Source organism: Pseudomonas sp. GW822-FHT01E03 (assembly GCF_058802985.1).
This window is the reverse complement of the sequence record NZ_JBXAOQ010000012.1, coordinates 74,386-90,306: the sequence shown is the minus strand read 5'-3', so window position 1 is coordinate 90,306 and position 15,921 is coordinate 74,386. Positions and strand designations below refer to the sequence as shown.

Here is a 15,921-nt window from a genome sequence, read left to right as displayed (position 1 = left end):
ACTCCAGCAGGCCTAGGGACAGTGAGTCCGAGTTTCAGGCACAGCGCAGCGGGTCACAATGAACACGGGAGAGGCTGAATGGTGCGCGATAAGGCAGGGGGATGATTGAAAGAGAAATAGGCATGAACCCTGTGGCGAGGGGGCTTGTCGGATCGCCGCATCGCCCCGTTCGGCTGCAAAGCAGTCGTAAACCGGCTAAACGCGTTATACCTGAATCACTGCGCCGTATGGTTTGGGGCCGCTGCGCAGCCCAACGGGGGCAAGCCCCCTCGCCACAACAGTTCACCTTAAGGTTCAGGAACACGCCACCTTGCGCGGCGGCAAGAGCAATTGATCGCGAAACGCCAGGTAGTGCTTGAGCACCTCGCAGGGCGCCTCGATCTGCGGGTAGTGGCCAATGTCGGGCAACACTACCGTGTCCGCCTCCGGGATCAACTCCCGGTAACGCTCGACCATGTGCACGCCGGAGACTGGATCGACCCCGCCATCGATCACTCGCAGCGGCACTTCACCGCGTTGCATCGCGCTCACCCAGCGGTCGCGCCAGACGCGCCGCTCCGGGATGTACCCGATCAATTTGTGCATGATCCGTGGCCCTTGATGGCTTTCGACCAGGCTCCAGAAATCATCCATCTGGCTTTCACTGGGACGGGTTTGCGGACCGAAAATCTGCCGAAAGCTTCTTACCAGGCCATCACGGCTGAAGGCGCGGCCGATCATCCAGCCCAAAGGGCTGAGCAAGAGTTTTTGCATCAGTACCGGGCGGTGGGTTTCCGGAAACAACCCGCCATTGAGAAACACGCAACTGGCCAGCTCCACCCGCGATTCGTAATGCCGGGCCAGCAGTTCCTGAGCCACGCTGTCGCCGTAATCGTGGGCGAGCAGGTGCACTGGCTGCTCGACATTCAGGTGTTCAAGCAGTGCCTGTTGCAGATCCGCTTGCTCCAGCAGGCTGTATTCGTGATTCGCCGGTTTGGCCGAATCGCCGAAGCCCAGCATGTCGCAAGCGATCACGCGAAAGCGCTGGGCCAATGGCTGCCACAGGTAATGCCAGTCCCAACTGGCGGATGGAAAGCCGTGAATGAGCAACAGCGGCTCACCCTGGCCTGCTGCCCAGTAGCGGATGCTCTGGCCACGGAATACGAACGTCTGGCTGCGTTTGCGCCAGACACACAAGGGGATCTCGGCGAGCTCCATCAGAGTTTATAACCCGGGTCCAGTTTATCGAGTTTGCGCAGCAGTGCCGGCCAGGCCAGCGCTCCGCCCATTCCTTGAGCACTTCGGGTGACACCCGCGATCATGGCTTTGGCGCCGGCCAGAATCTGCGGTTCGATGGCGATCAGTTCAGCGGCACCGTTTTGCGCCATGACCTGAATGTCGCAGGCACGCTGAAAGGTGAACATCATCAGGAACGTATCGGCGATGGTGCTGCCGCAGGTCAGCAGACCGTGGTTATGCAACATCAGGAAATTGTTTTCACCGAGATCGGCCTGTAGCCGCACTTTCTCTTCATGGTTGAGCGCCACGCCTTCGTAGGCGTGGTAGGCCAGACTGGAAAGCACGAACAACGACTGTTGGCTGATCGGCAAAACACCCTGCTTCTGCGCCGACACCGCCACCCCCGAAGCCGTGTGGGTGTGGAGCACGCAGACGACATCGTGACGGGCTTCATGCACGGCACTGTGGATGGTGTAACCCGCCGGATTGATCTCGTAAGGACTGTCCATCAGCTTGTTGCCGGCCTGATCCACCTTGACCAGGCTCGACGCGGTAATTTCGTGAAACATCAACCCGAACGGGTTGATCAGGAAGTCTTCGGTGCCGGGCACCTTGGCGGAGATATGGGTGAAGATCAGGTCATCCCAGCCATGTTGGGCGACCAGGCGATAACAGGCTGCCAGGTCGATGCGGGTCTGCCACTCGGCAGCACTGACCTGGTCTTTGACGCTGGGTGGCGATTGGACGGGAGCGACAGTCACGGCAAGGAGCCTCGGTGTTTTTATTATGGAGTGTTTCCTATGTTCACCGAGTCTAGTCAGCCCTTGAGGTTCGTGTAGTTGCATTGGCAGCCAGCTTGATGGCCCAGCGAGTCAGCCGCCCCGCTGTCCTGGATCCATGTCAAATGACCGGCGCCAGCAAGGGTCTGACAGGCATGGGGCCAGGGCAACGCTCAGCCGCGCAGTGCGCTGATCAGGTCCGCCAGCCAAGGCTCGGCGTCCGTCTCTGGGGTCACCGTTTCGCTGGCATCCAGGCGCAGCATCGGCAGCACTTCGCGAACGCCAAGTTCAGCGAACAATTCGCGCATCTGCTCGCCGCCGCCACAAAAAGTATCGCCATAACTCGCATCGCCCAATCCGATCACCGCGCCCGGCAAACCGCGCCAGGCTGCTGGCAATTGGTCACGAATGGTCGAATACAGCGGCTGCAGGTTGTCCGGCAGCTCACCCATGCCGGTGGTCGAGGTCACCGCCAGAAAGGCTTCAGGGCCAAACGCCTGAATGTCGGCGAGGGTCGCACGCGGGTTGTGCCAGGTTTCGAAACCGGCGGCGTTCAACAGGCTGGTGGCGTGGCGGGCAACTTCTTCGGCCGTGCCGTACACCGAGCCGGAAATGATGGCGACTTTCATCGAGCTGATCCTGAATCCGAGTGAAAGACCCGGATATTAACACCACGGTTGTGATTATTCTTTTAGAATGCAATTGACAATCAATCAGGAAAGGATACTCCGATGATTAATGCACAACTGCTGCAAATGGTGATCAACGCCTCCAACGACGGTATCGTGATTGCCGAAAAGGAAGGCGATCAGGACAAGATCCTCATTTACGTCAACCCCGCGTTCGAACGCCTGACGGGGTACTCCAGTGAAGAAATCCTCTATCAGGATTGTCGCTTCCTGCAGTCGGGGGACCGCGATCAGCAAGCGCTGCCGCTGATTCGCGATGCATTGAACCGTGGAGGATCCTGCCGGGAAATACTGCGCAACTACCGCAAGGACGGCACGCCGTTCTGGAACGAGCTGTCCCTTTCAACGGTGAAAAATCCAGCGGACGGGCAAACCTATTTTGTCGGCGTACAGAAAGACGTCACTGTGCAGATCAAGGCGCAACAGCGCGTGGCACAGCTGGAGAGGCAGTTGGCTGAACTCCAGGCCGAGCTTGCTGCGCTCAAGGCGACGAACGGCGCAAACGAAACTCAGAATTAATGGTCAGTAATTACAATCACCAATGACTTTGTAACTACATCTTTCGAGCTGGCCATGCAACGCGACGCGCTCCTGACCCAAGATGAGCTGGATTTCATCCAGACCATGCAACACAACCCGCAACTCAATGTGCGGGACGCAACGTCGAGCCTTCTCGTCAACGGTGGGTCGCAAATCCGTGACCTGCTCACCCGCCTGGCGGCCCATGAGCAGGTCACCATTCAAGCCAGCTTCGAAAACCAGCAAATGACCTTCCCCCTGCACTTGGTGGAAGACGAGTTCCATGCGCTGCATTTGCGCCTCGGCGTGCCCAGCATCTACGAAGACGGGCCGATGGTCCGGCCTTGGCGCCTGGTACTGGATGAACCGGTAGCGCTGGAAAACGCCAAGGGTCAACCCGGCACCCTGTGGGTACACGAAGTGTCGTGCAAAGGGGTTTTGCTGGAAGCTCGCAACAGGACCAAACCACCGAAGCATTTCGCCTTGTGGTTCAGCCCCTCAGGCTACGAGCGGATTGCCTTGCGCGGTACTTTCGAGAAAGAAAACGAACAGGGCTTCTACGCCTATCAACTGAGCCTGAGCGATACCGATGAAGCCGAGCGTCTGCGCCAGTTCATCCTGCAACAGCATCGTTTGACTCATCCCGCGCTGCATCTCTGAACGTCAAGTATCCAGAGTACCCGCCAGGAACTGCTTCAGACGCTGGCTCATGACCTCCCCTTCATTGCCCAGGCAACCGATCGATGACCCGGCCAGGCTTTCCTGTGCCAGGTCAGAAGCATCGCCGGCCAACAACAATCGGCACTCCAGACTCATGGCCAGGCGATTCAGACGCCGCGGCAACTCGGGAGCCGGCACATGATTGGAAAACAGCACCAGAGCCAGGGGCTTGATCCTTTCACACATCAGCGCCAGTTCCTCGAATGGCTGGCCCATGTTCAGTACGCGAACGGCCAATGGCCCGGAACTCAGGAACAGGGCGGCGACCAACAGTTCCAGTTCCCGGCAATTGCCATCCAGGGCACAGATGACCACGCGACGCGGCTGTTTTTCGCGCATCAACAACAGACGCTGCAACACCCGGGAACGCAAAAAGCCATCCAGGAACAGCCACTCGCTGGTGCCGCCGAACTGGTCCTGGCGTTGCAACAACCGCTTCCAGACGGGCATCAGAATGCCCTGGAACACCACCGGCAGGGAGTAGCTGGAAAAGATTTGCCCGTAGAGCTCCTCCAGCCGAAGCTCGTTAAACCCGTTGACCGCAACATGAATCTGCTGCCGCCACTGCGCGTAATCGGCTTCCACGAGGTTGTTGGGGATGATATGCGACAACGCCTGGAGTGGCTCGGTCCTGGCCAGGATCTTGCCGATCCTGCTGACGGCAACCCCGCGCTCGATCCAGCCGAGAATGCTATGGACACGCTCAATATCGGACATCGAATACAGTCGATGCCCACTGTCGGTGCGTGTTGGAACAATCAGGCCATATCGTCGCTCCCAGGCTCGAAGCGTGACCGAGTTTACACCTGTCAGTCGCGCCACCTCACGAATGGGAAAGAGCTCTTCCTGTTCGAGAGCGACGGCCTGCGTGGAGCCTGAAGCGACGTCTGTAAATATGGGCATCCTGTTGAAACATCCTTGTATCGTCCAAGGCGTATTCTAACGCCCCTGCCCCGTAAAGTTTCCGTAAAAAATTCCATGCCGCGAACGAGCGAAAAACGCCGCAGACGCGATTGACTGAATCAGGAATAATCCTTGCTTGTTTCGAGTCGCAGCCCACCACCCCGGCGCTGTGCCTGGCGAAGTTCCTATCCGGAGCGACGCAAATGCCTTACGGAGATACACAATGTCTAGCCCTCCCGTCACGCTGATGGTTGCACGCCGCGTTGCCAATGGACGCTACCAGGACCTGATCGCCTGGTTGCGCGAAGGCGAACAACTGGCCACCGATTTTCCCGGTTATCTCGGCTCCGGTGTGCTCGCTCCGCCGCCCGGCGATGACGAATTCCAGATCATTTTCCGCTTCGCCGACGAGCAGACCCTGCAAGCCTGGGAACATTCCGCTTCGCGCAGCGCCTGGCTCGGACGTGGCGGCGACCTGTTCGCCCACCCGACAGAACACCGGGTCAGCGGCATCGAGGGCTGGTTCGGTGCCGTCGGTCAACGCCCGCCACGCTGGAAACAGGCCGTGGCGATCTGGCTGGCGTTCTTTCCGGTCTCGCTGCTGTTCAACTTTGTGCTGGGGCCGCTGTTGAGTGACATGAGCCTGCTGCCGCGGGTGTTCATCAGCACCCTGTGCCTGACGCCGCTGATGGTTTACCTGTTCATTCCATTGTCGACCCGTTTGCTGGCCGGCTGGCTGAACAGCACGCCGGCAAGCCAATTGCGTGCCGAACCCTCCACACAGAATCATTGATCCCTCCTGTGGGAGCGAGCTTGCTTGCGATGAGGGCGTGTCAGTCAACATATGTGTATGTCTGACAGTCCGCAATCGCGAGCAAGCTCGCTCCCACACTTGTTTCCCTCGCAATAGGTAGAGCGCTCCCGTCGCTGGTATAGTTTTGCTCTCACCGCGATGCGAGCCGTTCATGACTTCTTCCGCAGCCCCTGTCCTCATTACCGGCGCCGGCCAGCGTGTCGGCCTGCACTGCGCCCGGCGATTGCTGGAAGATGGCCATCGGGTGATTTTCAGCTACCGCAGCGAGCGCCCCGGCGTACAAGCCCTGCGCGACCTGGGGGCCACCGCGGTGTTCGCGGACTTCGCCAGTGAGGCCGGAATCTTCGCCTTCATCAACGAGCTGAAAACCCATACCGACAGCCTGCGGGCAATCGTCCACAACGCCTCCGAATGGCTGGCTGAAACGCCGGACACCGACGCCGCGGCATTCACCCGCATGTTCAGCGTGCACATGCTGGCGCCCTACCTGATCAACCTGCATTGCGCCGACCTGCTGCAACGCTCGAGCCCCGCCGACATCGTGCACATCAGCGATGACGTGACCCGCAAGGGCAGCAGCAGGCATATCGGCTATTGCGCCAGCAAAGCCGGGCTCGACAGCCTGACCCTGTCCTTCGCCGCCCGGTACGCGCCGGCCATCAAGGTCAACGGGATCGCGCCGGCCCTGCTACTGTTCAACCCTGAAGACGACGCGGCCTACCGCGCCAAGGCGCTGGCCAAGTCCGCGCTGGGCATCGAACCCGGTTGCGAAGTGATCTACCAGAGCCTGCGCTATCTGCTCGACAACCCTTATGTCACCGGCACCACCCTGACCGTCAATGGCGGAAGGCACATCAAATAGTGTCCCGCGAGGATTTTCCATGACGTTATCCCTGCCCCAGAATTATCGAGAGATCCTCATCGGTCTCGGTGAAAACCCCGACCGCGAGGGTTTGCTCGATACGCCGACGCGTGCAGCCAAAGCCATGCAGTACCTTTGCCATGGCTATGAGCAAAGTGTCGAAGAGATCGTCAATGGCGCGCTGTTCGCCTCCGACAACGATGAAATGGTAATCGTCGACAACATCGAGCTGTACTCGCTGTGCGAACACCACATACTGCCCTTCATCGGCAAGGCGCATGTGGCTTATATTCCAACCGGCAAGGTGCTGGGCCTGTCGAAGATCGCGCGGCTGGTGGACATGTTCGCCCGGCGCCTGCAAATCCAGGAAAACCTCACCCGGCAAATCGCCGACGCGGTGCAGCAAGTGACCGGCGCGGCAGGCGTCGCAGTGGTCATCGAGGCGCAGCACATGTGCATGATGATGCGCGGCGTCGAGAAACAGAATTCGACCATGAACACCTCGGTGATGCTCGGTGCCTTCCGCGAGTCGAGCAATACCCGCCAGGAGTTCCTGCAATTGATTGGACGGAGCAAGTAGCAATGCCACAACTTCAGCCAGGCATGGCACGCATCCGGGTCAAAGACCTGTGCCTGCGTACCTTCATCGGCATCAACGAGGATGAAATCCTCAACAAGCAGGATGTGCTGATCAACCTCACCATTCTGTACGCAGCCCAGGAAGCGGTACGGGACAACGACATCGATCACGCGTTGAACTACCGGACCATTACCAAGGCAATCATCGCCCATGTGGAAGGCAACCGCTTTGCGCTGCTCGAACGCCTGACCCAGGAAATTCTCGACCTGGTGATGGCCAACGCATCGGTGCTGTACGCCGAGGTCGAGGTCGACAAGCCCCACGCGCTGCGATTCGCCGAGTCGGTGTCGATAACACTCGCGGCAAGCCGCTGAGCTTCAAGCTTCAAGCTGCAAGCGGTAGACTTCAAGCCATCGCAATCCAACTTGCAGCTTCAAGCGCGCCGCTTGAAGCTGTCTCGCAGAGACCGCCATGACCGATCAACAACGCCTGGAACTCGAAGCCGCCGCCTTTCGTCGGCTGGTGGCCCACCTGGACAGCCGCAAGGATGTGCAGAACATCGACCTGATGAACCTCTCGGGCTTTTGCCGCAACTGCCTGTCCAAGTGGTACAAGGCCGCGGCCGACGACCGCCAGATCGAGGTCAGCCTCGACGAAGCCCGCGAAGTGGTTTACGGCATGCCGTACGCCGAATGGAAAGCCCAATATCAGCAAGAAGCCAGCGCCGACCAGCAAGCGGCGTTCGCCAAAGGAAAACCCAATGAGTGATTTGAACACCCTGCGCGCCAGCCTCAAGACCGGCGAACACGCCTTCGCCGACACCCTTGCGTTCATTGCCGCCGGATACGACTACCAGCCTCAGGCCTTCAACAACGGTGGTGTGGAAAACGCGGCCGGGCAGAACGAAGGCTCGTGCAAGACCCTGGGCCTGGCGCTGCTCGAAGGCTTGAGCGATGAAGAAGCCCTGCTGGCTTTCGGCGAGCATTACCGCTCGGTGCTGGCAACGCCGGAAGGCAGCGACCACGGCAACATCCGCGCGCTGATCGCCCATGGTCTGGCCGGTGTGAAGTTCGCTCAACAGCCGCTGACACGCCGCTGATTTGATTTGTAGGAGCGAGCCCGCTCGCGATGGACTGAAGAACGCCACGGGGTGTCAGGCTCCCAGCGTCATCGTTCACCACCATCGCGAGCAAGCTCGCTCCTACAGGTTTTGCGTTCATGGCGCGCAATTGATCACAAGCACAACCCGACTTTTAAGATTGACCCGGCAACTTTATTTCGTTTGCCCCGTACCACCGCTCACGGCTTAGATAAAAAGAAGTCCTCCTTCTTCCGAGCCGGTCATTCATGCGCAGCGAAACCATCAGCCAGTCGATCAACATCGTTCACCCTGTCACGCTCAGCCATGGCAAGAATGCCGAGGTCTGGGACACCGATGGCAAACGCTACATCGACTTTGTCGGCGGCATCGGCGTGTTGAACCTCGGCCATTGCCATCCGCGCATCGTCGAAGCCATTCGCGAACAAGCCACCCGTCTGACCCACTACGCGTTCAACGCTGCACCCCATGAGCCTTACCTCGAACTGATGGATTGCCTCAGCGCATTCATGCCTGTGGCTTACCCGGTCAGCGGCATGCTCACCAACAGCGGCGCGGAAGCGGCGGAAAACGCCCTGAAGATCGTCCGTGGCGCCACCGGCCGCAGCGCGGTCATCGCCTTCGACGGCGCTTTCCACGGCCGCACACTGGCCACCCTCAACCTCAATGGCAAAGTCGCGCCGTACAAACAAAAAGTCGGCGTGTTGCCGGGGCCGGTGTTTCACTTGCCCTTCCCCAGCCGGGACAACGGCGTCACCTGTGCCGAGGCCCTCAAGGCCATGGAGCGCCTGTTCAGCGTCGAGATCGATGTCGAAGACGTCGCCTGCTTTATCGTCGAACCGGTGCAGGGTGAAGCGGGTTTCCTGGCCATGGACGTCGAGTTCGCCCAGGCGCTGCGCAAGTTCTGCGACGACAAGGGCATTGTGCTGATCGCCGATGAAATCCAGTCCGGTTTCGGCCGTACCGGGGAGCGTTTCGCCTTCTCGCGGCTGGGCATCGAGCCCGATCTGATTCTGCTCGGCAAAAGCATCGCCGGCGGCGTGCCGCTGGGTGCGGTGGTCGGGCGCAAGTCACTGCTCGACAATTTGCCCAAGGGCGGACTCGGTGGCACTTACTCCGGCAATCCCATCGCCTGTGCAGCGGCACTGGCAACCCTGGACGAAATGACCGATGCCAACCTGCATGCCTGGGGCACCCAACAGGAAGAAGCGATTGTCGGTCGCCATGCAACCTGGCGCGCGAACAACCTGACGCCGTACCTGGGACGCCTGACCGGCGTCGGCGCCATGCGTGGTATCGAGTTGATCAACGCCGATGGCTCGCCCGCACCGACACAATTGACCCAACTGCTGGCACTGGCGCGCGACGCTGGTTTACTGCTGATGCCGAGCGGCAAGTCGCGGCACATCATTCGCTTGCTGGCACCGCTGACCATCGAGGCTGCGGTGCTGGAGGAAGGACTGGATATCCTTGAGGCGTGTCTGAAGAAATTGGCCTGATCCACAGCACCCACTGTAGGAGCGAGCATGCTCGCGAAGAACCTGAGGGCCCTGCGGGGTGTCAGGCTCCCAGCGTTATCGTTGACGACCATCGCGAGCACGCTCGCTCCTACAGGGACATGTGTATTTTCCGAAGGCACAAAAAAACCGGCCGAAGCCGGTTTTTCGTTTCTACAGAATCAAGCGTTCTGCAGATTATCCAGGTAACGCTCGGCATCCAGTGCCGCCATGCAACCTGCGCCAGCCGAGGTGATGGCCTGACGGTACACGTGGTCAGCCACGTCACCAGCGGCGAAGATACCTTCGAGGCTGGTGGCAGTGGCGTTGCCGTCACGGCCGCCCTGCACAACCAGGTAGCCGTCTTTCAGGGTCAACTGGCCTTCGAACAGCGAAGTGTTCGGGGTATGGCCGATGGCAATGAACACGCCGTCGACTTTCACTTCGTCGAAGCTGCCGTCGTTGTTCTTCAGGCGGGCACCGGTCACGCCCATGTTGTCGCCCAGCACTTCATCCAGGGTCGCGTTCAGCTTCAGCTCGATCTTGCCTTCGGCGACACGGGCGTTCAGCTTGTCGATCAGGATCTTCTCGGCGCGGAAGGTTTCACGACGGTGGATCAGGGTGACTTTGCTGGCGATGTTGGCCAGGTACAGGGCTTCCTCAACAGCGGTGTTGCCGCCGCCGACCACGGCCACCGGCTTGTTGCGATAGAAGAAACCGTCGCAGGTTGCGCAGGCGGAAACGCCTTTGCCCATGAAGGTTTCTTCCGATGGCAGGCCCAGGTAACGAGCGCTGGCGCCGGTGGCGATGATCAGGGCGTCACAGGTGTAAGTCGCGCTGTCGCCGGTCAGGGTGTATGGCTTGGCGGCGAAGTCGACGGCATTGATGTGATCGAAAACGATCTCGGTTTCAAAGCGCTCGGCGTGCTCACGCATCCGCTCCATCAGCGCCGGGCCGGTCAGGCCGTGGACGTCGCCCGGCCAGTTGTCGACTTCGGTGGTGGTGGTCAGTTGACCGCCGGCCTGCATGCCGGTGATCAGCAGTGGCTTGAGGTTGGCACGGGCGGCATAGACCGCGGCGCTGTAACCGGCAGGGCCGGAACCGAGAATAATCACTCGCGAATGACGGACTTCAGACATGACCTGCTCCTGTTGACCGGCCCGGATTACCTGGCACGGAACGCCGGATTGCCGGCTGGAATAAAAAAGAACGGTTGAAAGCACTTGGGGAAGGCTTGACCCGACCGTCCTGTAAAAAGATTGGGTGCAGCGTATCGAGGGGGCGAAGATTAAGGAAATACGGTTTAACAATCCAGCTCATAGGTGGTCTCTATGGCATCTGACCGACGATATCGACGTCTTTGTTACAGTGAATGTCGATACCGCCACCGCGCTTTCGCCTGTGAAGCAAAGCCGGTAAGGTCGGCGCGTTTTCCCTCTGCTCGGAGCACCTTATGCCCGCCCCTGTTCTGTCCGGCCCGCAATACCTGCGCGAAGGCCTCAAGCTGGTGTTGAGCCCCAGCCTGCGTTTGTTTGTGCTGTTGCCATTGGCAATCAACCTGGTGCTGTTCGTCGGATTGATCTACCTGGCCAGCCATCAATTCAGCCTGTGGGTCGACACCTTGATGCCATCGCTGCCCGACTGGCTGAGTTTTCTCAGCTACATCCTCTGGCCATTGTTCGTGGTGCTGGTGGTGTTGATGGTGTTCTTCACCTTCACCATGCTCGCCAACGTCATTGCCGCGCCGTTCAACGGCTTCCTCGCGGAGAAAGTCGAAGTGGTGGTGCGCGGCACCGACGACTTCCCGGCCTTCAGTTGGGGTGAGTTGATTGCCATGATTCCGCGTACCCTGGCCCGGGAAATGCGCAAGCTCGGCTATTTTCTGCCCCGGGCGATCGGGTTGTTCATCCTCTCGTTCATCCCGGTGGTGAACATCATCGCCGCGCCGCTGTGGCTGTTGTTCGGGGTGTGGATGATGGCGATCCAGTACATCGACTACCCGGCGGACAACCACAAGCTGGGCTGGAACGAGATGCTCGCCTGGCTGCGCGAGAAGCGCTGGCAGAGCATGAGCTTCGGCGGCAGCGTGTACCTGGTGCTGCTGATCCCTGTGGTGAACATCCTGATGATGCCGGCTGCCGTGGCCGGGGCGACGCTGTTCTGGGTGCGTGAGCGCGGGGCAGAAAACCTGGTGACCCAGCGCTAAGTCACAAATCCATCATCCCGACGTCACACTGACGACATGGCCCCAGCCGACACTGGGGTCATGACGACAGCTCTGCATATCACCCTGATCACCGAAACCTTCCCACCGGAAATCAACGGCGTGGCCAATACCCTTGGTCGCTTGTGCGACGGTTTGCGCGCGCGCGGGCATCAAGTGGAACTGGTGCGGCCGCGTCAGGGCTGCGACCAGCAACTGGGCAGCGACGATGAATTGCTGCTGTGCCGCGGCTGGCCACTGCCGGGCTATCCCGGCCTGCAATGGGGTCAGTCGTCGATGCACAAGCTGCTGCGGCGCTGGACGCGTCACCGCCCGGATGTGCTCTACATCGCCACCGAGGGCCCGCTGGGGCTCTCTGCGTTGCGTGCGGCACGGCGACTGGGAATTTCCGTGGTCAGCGGTTTCCACACCAATTTCCAGCAGTACTCCAACCAGTACGGGCTTGGTTTGCTCACGCGCCTGCTGACTCACTACCTGCGCTGGTTCCACAACCGCTCGACCATGACCCTGGTGCCCAGCGTCAGCCAACGCATGGAACTCGAGCGGCGGCATTTCGAGCGCCTGGCGTTGCTGTCCCGTGGGGTCGACAGCGAATTGTTTCACCCGGCCAAACGCTTGAATGCCCTGCGCGAGCAATGGGGGTTGGCCGAAGCAGACATCGCCGTCATTCATGTCGGACGCCTGGCCCCGGAAAAGAACCTTGGCCTGCTCAAGCGCACCTTCAATACCCTCAAGGCGAGTTATCCCCAGCGCACGCTGAAACTGATCGTGGTCGGCGATGGCCCGCAGCGCCAGGAACTGGAAAACGAAATGCCCGAGGCGATTTTCTGCGGCACCCAACGGGGTGAAGCCCTGGCGTGTCATTACGCGTCGGGCGACGTGTTTCTGTTTCCCAGTCTGACCGAAACCTTTGGCAATGTGGTGCTTGAAGCACTTGCCTCCGGGCTCGGCGTGGTGGCCTACGACCAGGCGGCGGCCGCCCAGCATATTCGTCATGGCTACAACGGCGTATTGGCGATGCCGGGGGATGAAGAAGCGTTCTGCGATGCAGCGGCATGGCTGCTGGAGGAAAGGGAAGCCTTGCGCAATGTCAGGCTCAATGCGCGCCAGCATGCCAGTCGCCAGGGTTGGGCGACGATTATCGAGCAGTTCGAGGGACAGTTGCGCGGGGCCTGTGCCGGGGAGATGGTGGTGCCGAATGCGCCGACTGTTCCCTGATTTTGCAGTGCTCTTTAGTCAGTCTTCGCGAGCAAGCCCGCTCCTACATTGGTTCTGTGTCGTACACAAATCCCCTGTGGGAGCGAGCTTGCTCGCGATGAGGCCTTCCCGGTCGCCGCTTAAACCAGCGTCATCAACGCCTCACGACTGAACGGCAGAATGTCTTCCTCACGGCCGTCACGCACTTTCTGCGCCCAGTCCGGGTCCACCAGCAACGCACGACCGACCGCCACCAGGTCGAACTCGTCGTTGTTCAGGCGCTCCAGCAGTTTTTCCAGGCTGGCAGGCTGCGCGACCTTGTCGGTGTTGACCATGAACTGCAGGAACTCGCCGTCCAGGCCGACGCTGCCCACGGTGATGGTCGGCTTGCCGGTGAGTTGGCGGGTCCAGCCAGCCAGGTTCAGCTCGGAACCGTCGAACTCCGGCTCCCAGAAGCGGCGGGTCGAACAGTGGAAAATGTCCACGCCTGCGTCGGCCAACGGCTTGAGGAACTCGCCCAAGGCTTCAGGGGTTTGCACCAGACGTGCGGTGTAGTCCTGCTGCTTCCACTGGGAGAAACGGAATATGATCGGGAAACCTTCACCGACCGCGGCACGCACGGCCTGAATCAACTCAATGGCGAAGCGCGAACGGTTGGCCAGGCTGCCGCCGTATTCGTCGGTACGTTGGTTGCTGCCTTCCCAGAAGAACTGGTCGATCAGGTAACCGTGGGCACCGTGGATTTCCACGCCGTCCATGCCGATGCTCTGGGCATCCTTGGCGGCCTGGGCGAACGCGGCGATCACGTCCTGGATATCCTGTTTGGTCATGCCGTGAACCACGACCTGGCCTTCCTTCAATTTTTCCGACGGGCCATAACCCGGCACGCTGGCGTCCGGCTCGGTGCCGATCCGGCGCACGCTGCCCACATGCCACAACTGCGGAACGATCTTGCCGCCTTCGGCGTGAACGGCGTCGACGACATTCTTCCAGCCGGCCAGGGCTGCTTCGCCATAGAAATGCGGAACGTTCGGGTAGCCGTTGGAAGCCTTGTGACCGACGGTGGTGCCTTCGGTGATGATCAGGCCGACGCCGGCTGCGGCGCGGCGACGGTAGTATTCGATCACTTTGGAATTAGGCACGCCACCTGGGGAAAAGGAGCGGGTCATCGGCGCCATGACGACGCGGGTCGGCAGTTCGAGGGTGCCGAGGTGGAACGGTTTGAACAGGGCTTTGACGGGCATGGGACGCTCCACAGAAATGACTTTATGACGGCGATAATATGGAGGTTCGCACGTACTGAACAGCACTATTGATTTGGGTGATGTAGGAGCGAGCTTGCTCGCGATGGTGGTCAACGATAACGCTGGCGGTCTGATGCCCCGCGGTGTTCCTACAACCATCGCGAGCGAGCTCGCTCCTATAGGGGGGATATCAGCTCAGCGCTTTTTCAATCGCGTGAACGATGGTCGGATCATCCGGCGCCGTGCGTGGCGAGAACCGTGCCAGCACACGCCCGTCCTTGCCCAGCAGGAACTTCTCGAAGTTCCAGGTGATGTCGCCGGGAAACTCCGCGCCCTCTCCCGCCAGCAGGCGATACAACTGATGACGCTCATGCCCGTTGACTTCCAGCTTGCTGGACAACGGAAAGGTCACGCCATAGTTGAGGCTGCAGAAATCCTTGATTTCCTGCTCGGTCCCCGGTTCCTGCCCGGCAAACTGGTTGCACGGCAAGCCCAGGACGCTGAAGCCCTTGGCCTTGAATTGCTGATAGAGATTTTCCAGCGCCGCGTACTGCGGGGTCAGGCCGCATTTGGAGGCGACGTTGACCACCAGTACGACTTGGCCTTTGAAAGGCGCCAGAGGTAGCTCCTGTCCATCCAGGGCTGTCAATTTAAGGTCGTGAAAAGCACTCATGGCGTACTCCAGATTCCCGTGTTCTTCTCGAAACAGCCACTTGGCGGTGTCATCAGGGACGGCCGCAGACTAAAAAGGCGCCCACAAGGCGCCTCTCCAGTTATCTGAGCTTAGCGCAGAAATCAGTGGTGATGGCCACCTTCGCCATGGACGTGACCATGAGCGATTTCTTCCTGGCTGGCGTCACGGATGGCAACGATCTTGACCTGGAAATTCAGGCGCTGACCGGCCAACGGGTGGTTGCCGTCAACGGTGACGTCGTCGCCGTCCAGATCACGGATGGTCACGATCTGCATCTGGCCGTCCGGAGCGGAAGCGTGGAACTGCATGCCCACTTCCAGCTCGTCGACGCCTTCGAACATGCTGCGGCTCAGGGTGCTGACCAGTTCGGCGGCGTATTCGCCGTAAGCGTCTTCCGGTTCAACGGCTACGGTCAGCTCGTCGCCGACAGCCTTGCCTTCCAGAGCCTTTTCCAGGCCCGGGATGATGTTGCCTGCACCTTGCAGGTAGACCAGCGGCGCGCCGCCGGCGGAGCTGTCGATGACCTCACCAGCGTCGTTGGTCAGGGTATAGTCGATGGAGACAGCCTTATTGGCGGCGATCAGCATGGGGCGAGACCTTTTGCATAGGAAAATTGAAAGGCCAAGTTTAGCGAAGCAATCGTCCGAAAGCGAACACAACCCGGACAGACGGGATTCGACGATCACAGGCTTCCATCAGGACGAGGACGGACACTGGGTGGCCGAGCTTTCCTGCGGCCACACCCAGCACCTGCGGCACCAGCCACCCTGGCAATCCCGCGCCTGGGTCATGGACCCTGTGCAACGCCTTGAAAAAATAGGCCAGCCCTTTGCTTGCGGTTGGTGCGCACAGGGCTCGGTTAGCGATAACCTTGGCGACTGAA

Annotated in this window: 20 protein-coding genes and 1 pseudogene; 12 read left to right on the top strand and 9 right to left on the bottom strand. The window is 60.1% G+C overall.

Annotated elements, in window-relative coordinates; all coding sequences use genetic code 11:
- Window positions 1-294 precede the first annotated feature (294 nt).
- The 3 genes from AC1RP7_RS22985 to AC1RP7_RS22975 all read right to left on the bottom strand — a co-directional run bounded on the left by AC1RP7_RS22985 (window position 295) and on the right by AC1RP7_RS22975 (window position 2,626).
- The gene (locus AC1RP7_RS22985; RefSeq protein WP_057716393.1) at window positions 295-1,197 is read right to left on the bottom strand and encodes an alpha/beta fold hydrolase; all 903 of its coding nucleotides are present in this window, start codon (window positions 1,195-1,197) and stop codon (window positions 295-297) included.
- Window positions 1,197-1,979 carry a class II aldolase/adducin family protein gene (locus AC1RP7_RS22980; RefSeq protein WP_493182880.1) on the bottom strand — a complete coding sequence of 261 codons (783 nt, stop codon included), beginning with the start codon at window positions 1,977-1,979 and terminating at the stop codon, window positions 1,197-1,199. Before AC1RP7_RS22980 ends, AC1RP7_RS22985 begins: the two co-directional genes overlap by 1 nt.
- 191 nt (window positions 1,980-2,170) lie before the next feature.
- Window positions 2,171-2,626 carry a flavodoxin gene (locus tag AC1RP7_RS22975; RefSeq protein WP_493182881.1) on the bottom strand — a complete coding sequence of 152 codons (456 nt, stop codon included), beginning with the start codon at window positions 2,624-2,626 and terminating at the stop codon, window positions 2,171-2,173.
- Between the two features lie 102 nt (window positions 2,627-2,728).
- Here AC1RP7_RS22975 and AC1RP7_RS22970 point away from each other — a divergent pair, with 102 nt between their 5' ends.
- Both AC1RP7_RS22970 and AC1RP7_RS22965 read left to right on the top strand, forming a co-directional pair.
- Window positions 2,729-3,205, top strand: coding sequence for a PAS domain-containing protein (locus AC1RP7_RS22970; protein WP_493182882.1), 477 nt, complete (start codon window positions 2,729-2,731; stop codon window positions 3,203-3,205).
- Window positions 3,206-3,259: 54 nt separating this feature from the next.
- A complete protein-coding gene (locus tag AC1RP7_RS22965; protein ID WP_057716397.1) occupies window positions 3,260-3,865 on the top strand; it encodes a hypothetical protein in 606 nt (201 codons plus the stop codon).
- A 3-nt stretch (window positions 3,866-3,868) separates the two neighbouring features.
- Here AC1RP7_RS22965 and AC1RP7_RS22960 read toward each other — a convergent pair whose 3' ends face one another.
- A complete protein-coding gene (locus AC1RP7_RS22960; RefSeq protein ID WP_493182887.1) occupies window positions 3,869-4,828 on the bottom strand; it encodes a MerR family transcriptional regulator in 960 nt (319 codons plus the stop codon).
- A gap of 223 nt (window positions 4,829-5,051) precedes the next feature.
- Between AC1RP7_RS22960 and AC1RP7_RS22955 the strand changes: the two genes are divergently transcribed.
- The 7 genes from AC1RP7_RS22955 (at window position 5,052) to AC1RP7_RS22925 (ending at window position 9,682) form a co-directional block, all read left to right on the top strand.
- Window positions 5,052-5,621 (top strand): antibiotic biosynthesis monooxygenase, encoded by a 570-nt coding sequence (locus AC1RP7_RS22955; protein WP_493182889.1) that lies wholly within the window; start codon window positions 5,052-5,054, stop codon window positions 5,619-5,621.
- Window positions 5,622-5,793: 172 nt separating this feature from the next.
- On the top strand, window positions 5,794-6,504 hold the full coding sequence (gene folM / locus AC1RP7_RS22950; RefSeq protein ID WP_090453111.1) for a dihydromonapterin reductase: 711 nt from the start codon (window positions 5,794-5,796) through the stop codon (window positions 6,502-6,504).
- Window positions 6,505-6,523: 19 nt separating this feature from the next.
- Complete coding sequence (gene folE / locus AC1RP7_RS22945; RefSeq protein ID WP_008046221.1) at window positions 6,524-7,084, top strand: GTP cyclohydrolase I FolE; 561 nt, start codon at window positions 6,524-6,526, stop codon at window positions 7,082-7,084.
- A 2-nt stretch (window positions 7,085-7,086) separates the two neighbouring features.
- Window positions 7,087-7,458: a dihydroneopterin triphosphate 2'-epimerase gene (gene folX, locus AC1RP7_RS22940; protein WP_007970304.1), complete on the top strand. Its 372-nt coding sequence runs from the start codon at window positions 7,087-7,089 to the stop codon at window positions 7,456-7,458.
- A 97-nt stretch (window positions 7,459-7,555) separates the two neighbouring features.
- The gene (locus AC1RP7_RS22935; RefSeq protein WP_046040093.1) at window positions 7,556-7,852 is read left to right on the top strand and encodes a DUF1244 domain-containing protein; all 297 of its coding nucleotides are present in this window, start codon (window positions 7,556-7,558) and stop codon (window positions 7,850-7,852) included.
- Window positions 7,845-8,183 carry a HopJ type III effector protein gene (locus AC1RP7_RS22930; protein WP_102669101.1) on the top strand — a complete coding sequence of 113 codons (339 nt, stop codon included), beginning with the start codon at window positions 7,845-7,847 and terminating at the stop codon, window positions 8,181-8,183. The genes AC1RP7_RS22935 and AC1RP7_RS22930 overlap by 8 nt, the downstream gene beginning before the upstream one ends.
- 248 nt (window positions 8,184-8,431) lie before the next feature.
- Window positions 8,432-9,682, top strand: a complete 1,251-nt coding sequence (locus AC1RP7_RS22925) for a 2-aminoadipate transaminase (protein ID WP_493182890.1) — start codon at window positions 8,432-8,434, stop codon at window positions 9,680-9,682.
- Window positions 9,683-9,684: 2 nt separating this feature from the next.
- Here AC1RP7_RS22925 and AC1RP7_RS22920 read toward each other — a convergent pair.
- Together AC1RP7_RS22920 and trxB are read right to left on the bottom strand one after the other, a co-directional pair.
- Window positions 9,685-9,774, bottom strand: a pseudogene (locus AC1RP7_RS22920) (outer membrane lipoprotein carrier protein LolA); the annotation flags it as partial.
- Window positions 9,775-9,861: 87 nt separating this feature from the next.
- On the bottom strand, window positions 9,862-10,818 hold the full coding sequence (gene trxB, locus AC1RP7_RS22915) for a thioredoxin-disulfide reductase (RefSeq protein WP_057716403.1): 957 nt from the start codon (window positions 10,816-10,818) through the stop codon (window positions 9,862-9,864).
- 314 nt (window positions 10,819-11,132) lie between these two features.
- Here trxB and cysZ point away from each other — a divergent pair, with 314 nt between their 5' ends.
- Window positions 11,133-11,885, top strand: a complete 753-nt coding sequence (cysZ, locus tag AC1RP7_RS22910; protein WP_057716404.1) for a sulfate transporter CysZ — start codon at window positions 11,133-11,135, stop codon at window positions 11,883-11,885.
- Window positions 11,886-11,921: 36 nt separating this feature from the next.
- Window positions 11,922-13,121 (top strand): glycosyltransferase family 4 protein, encoded by a 1,200-nt coding sequence (locus tag AC1RP7_RS22905; protein WP_154861600.1) that lies wholly within the window; start codon window positions 11,922-11,924, stop codon window positions 13,119-13,121.
- A gap of 119 nt (window positions 13,122-13,240) precedes the next feature.
- Here AC1RP7_RS22905 and AC1RP7_RS22900 read toward each other — a convergent pair whose 3' ends face one another.
- The 3 genes from AC1RP7_RS22900 to AC1RP7_RS22890 form a co-directional block, all read right to left on the bottom strand.
- Entirely contained in the window at window positions 13,241-14,344 is a 1,104-nt protein-coding gene (locus AC1RP7_RS22900; protein ID WP_493182892.1) for an NADH:flavin oxidoreductase, read from the bottom strand.
- 190 nt (window positions 14,345-14,534) lie between these two features.
- Window positions 14,535-15,017, bottom strand: a complete 483-nt coding sequence (locus AC1RP7_RS22895; RefSeq protein ID WP_056728393.1) for a glutathione peroxidase — start codon at window positions 15,015-15,017, stop codon at window positions 14,535-14,537.
- Between the two features lie 122 nt (window positions 15,018-15,139).
- Entirely contained in the window at window positions 15,140-15,625 is a 486-nt protein-coding gene (locus AC1RP7_RS22890; protein ID WP_007942189.1) for an FKBP-type peptidyl-prolyl cis-trans isomerase, read from the bottom strand.
- On the opposite strand from AC1RP7_RS22890, the gene AC1RP7_RS22885 reads away from it, so the two are divergent.
- On the top strand, window positions 15,594-15,920 hold the full coding sequence (locus AC1RP7_RS22885) for a DUF3565 domain-containing protein (RefSeq protein WP_057716672.1): 327 nt from the start codon (window positions 15,594-15,596) through the stop codon (window positions 15,918-15,920). The genes AC1RP7_RS22890 and AC1RP7_RS22885 overlap by 32 nt on opposite strands.
- Window position 15,921 lies beyond the last annotated feature (1 nt).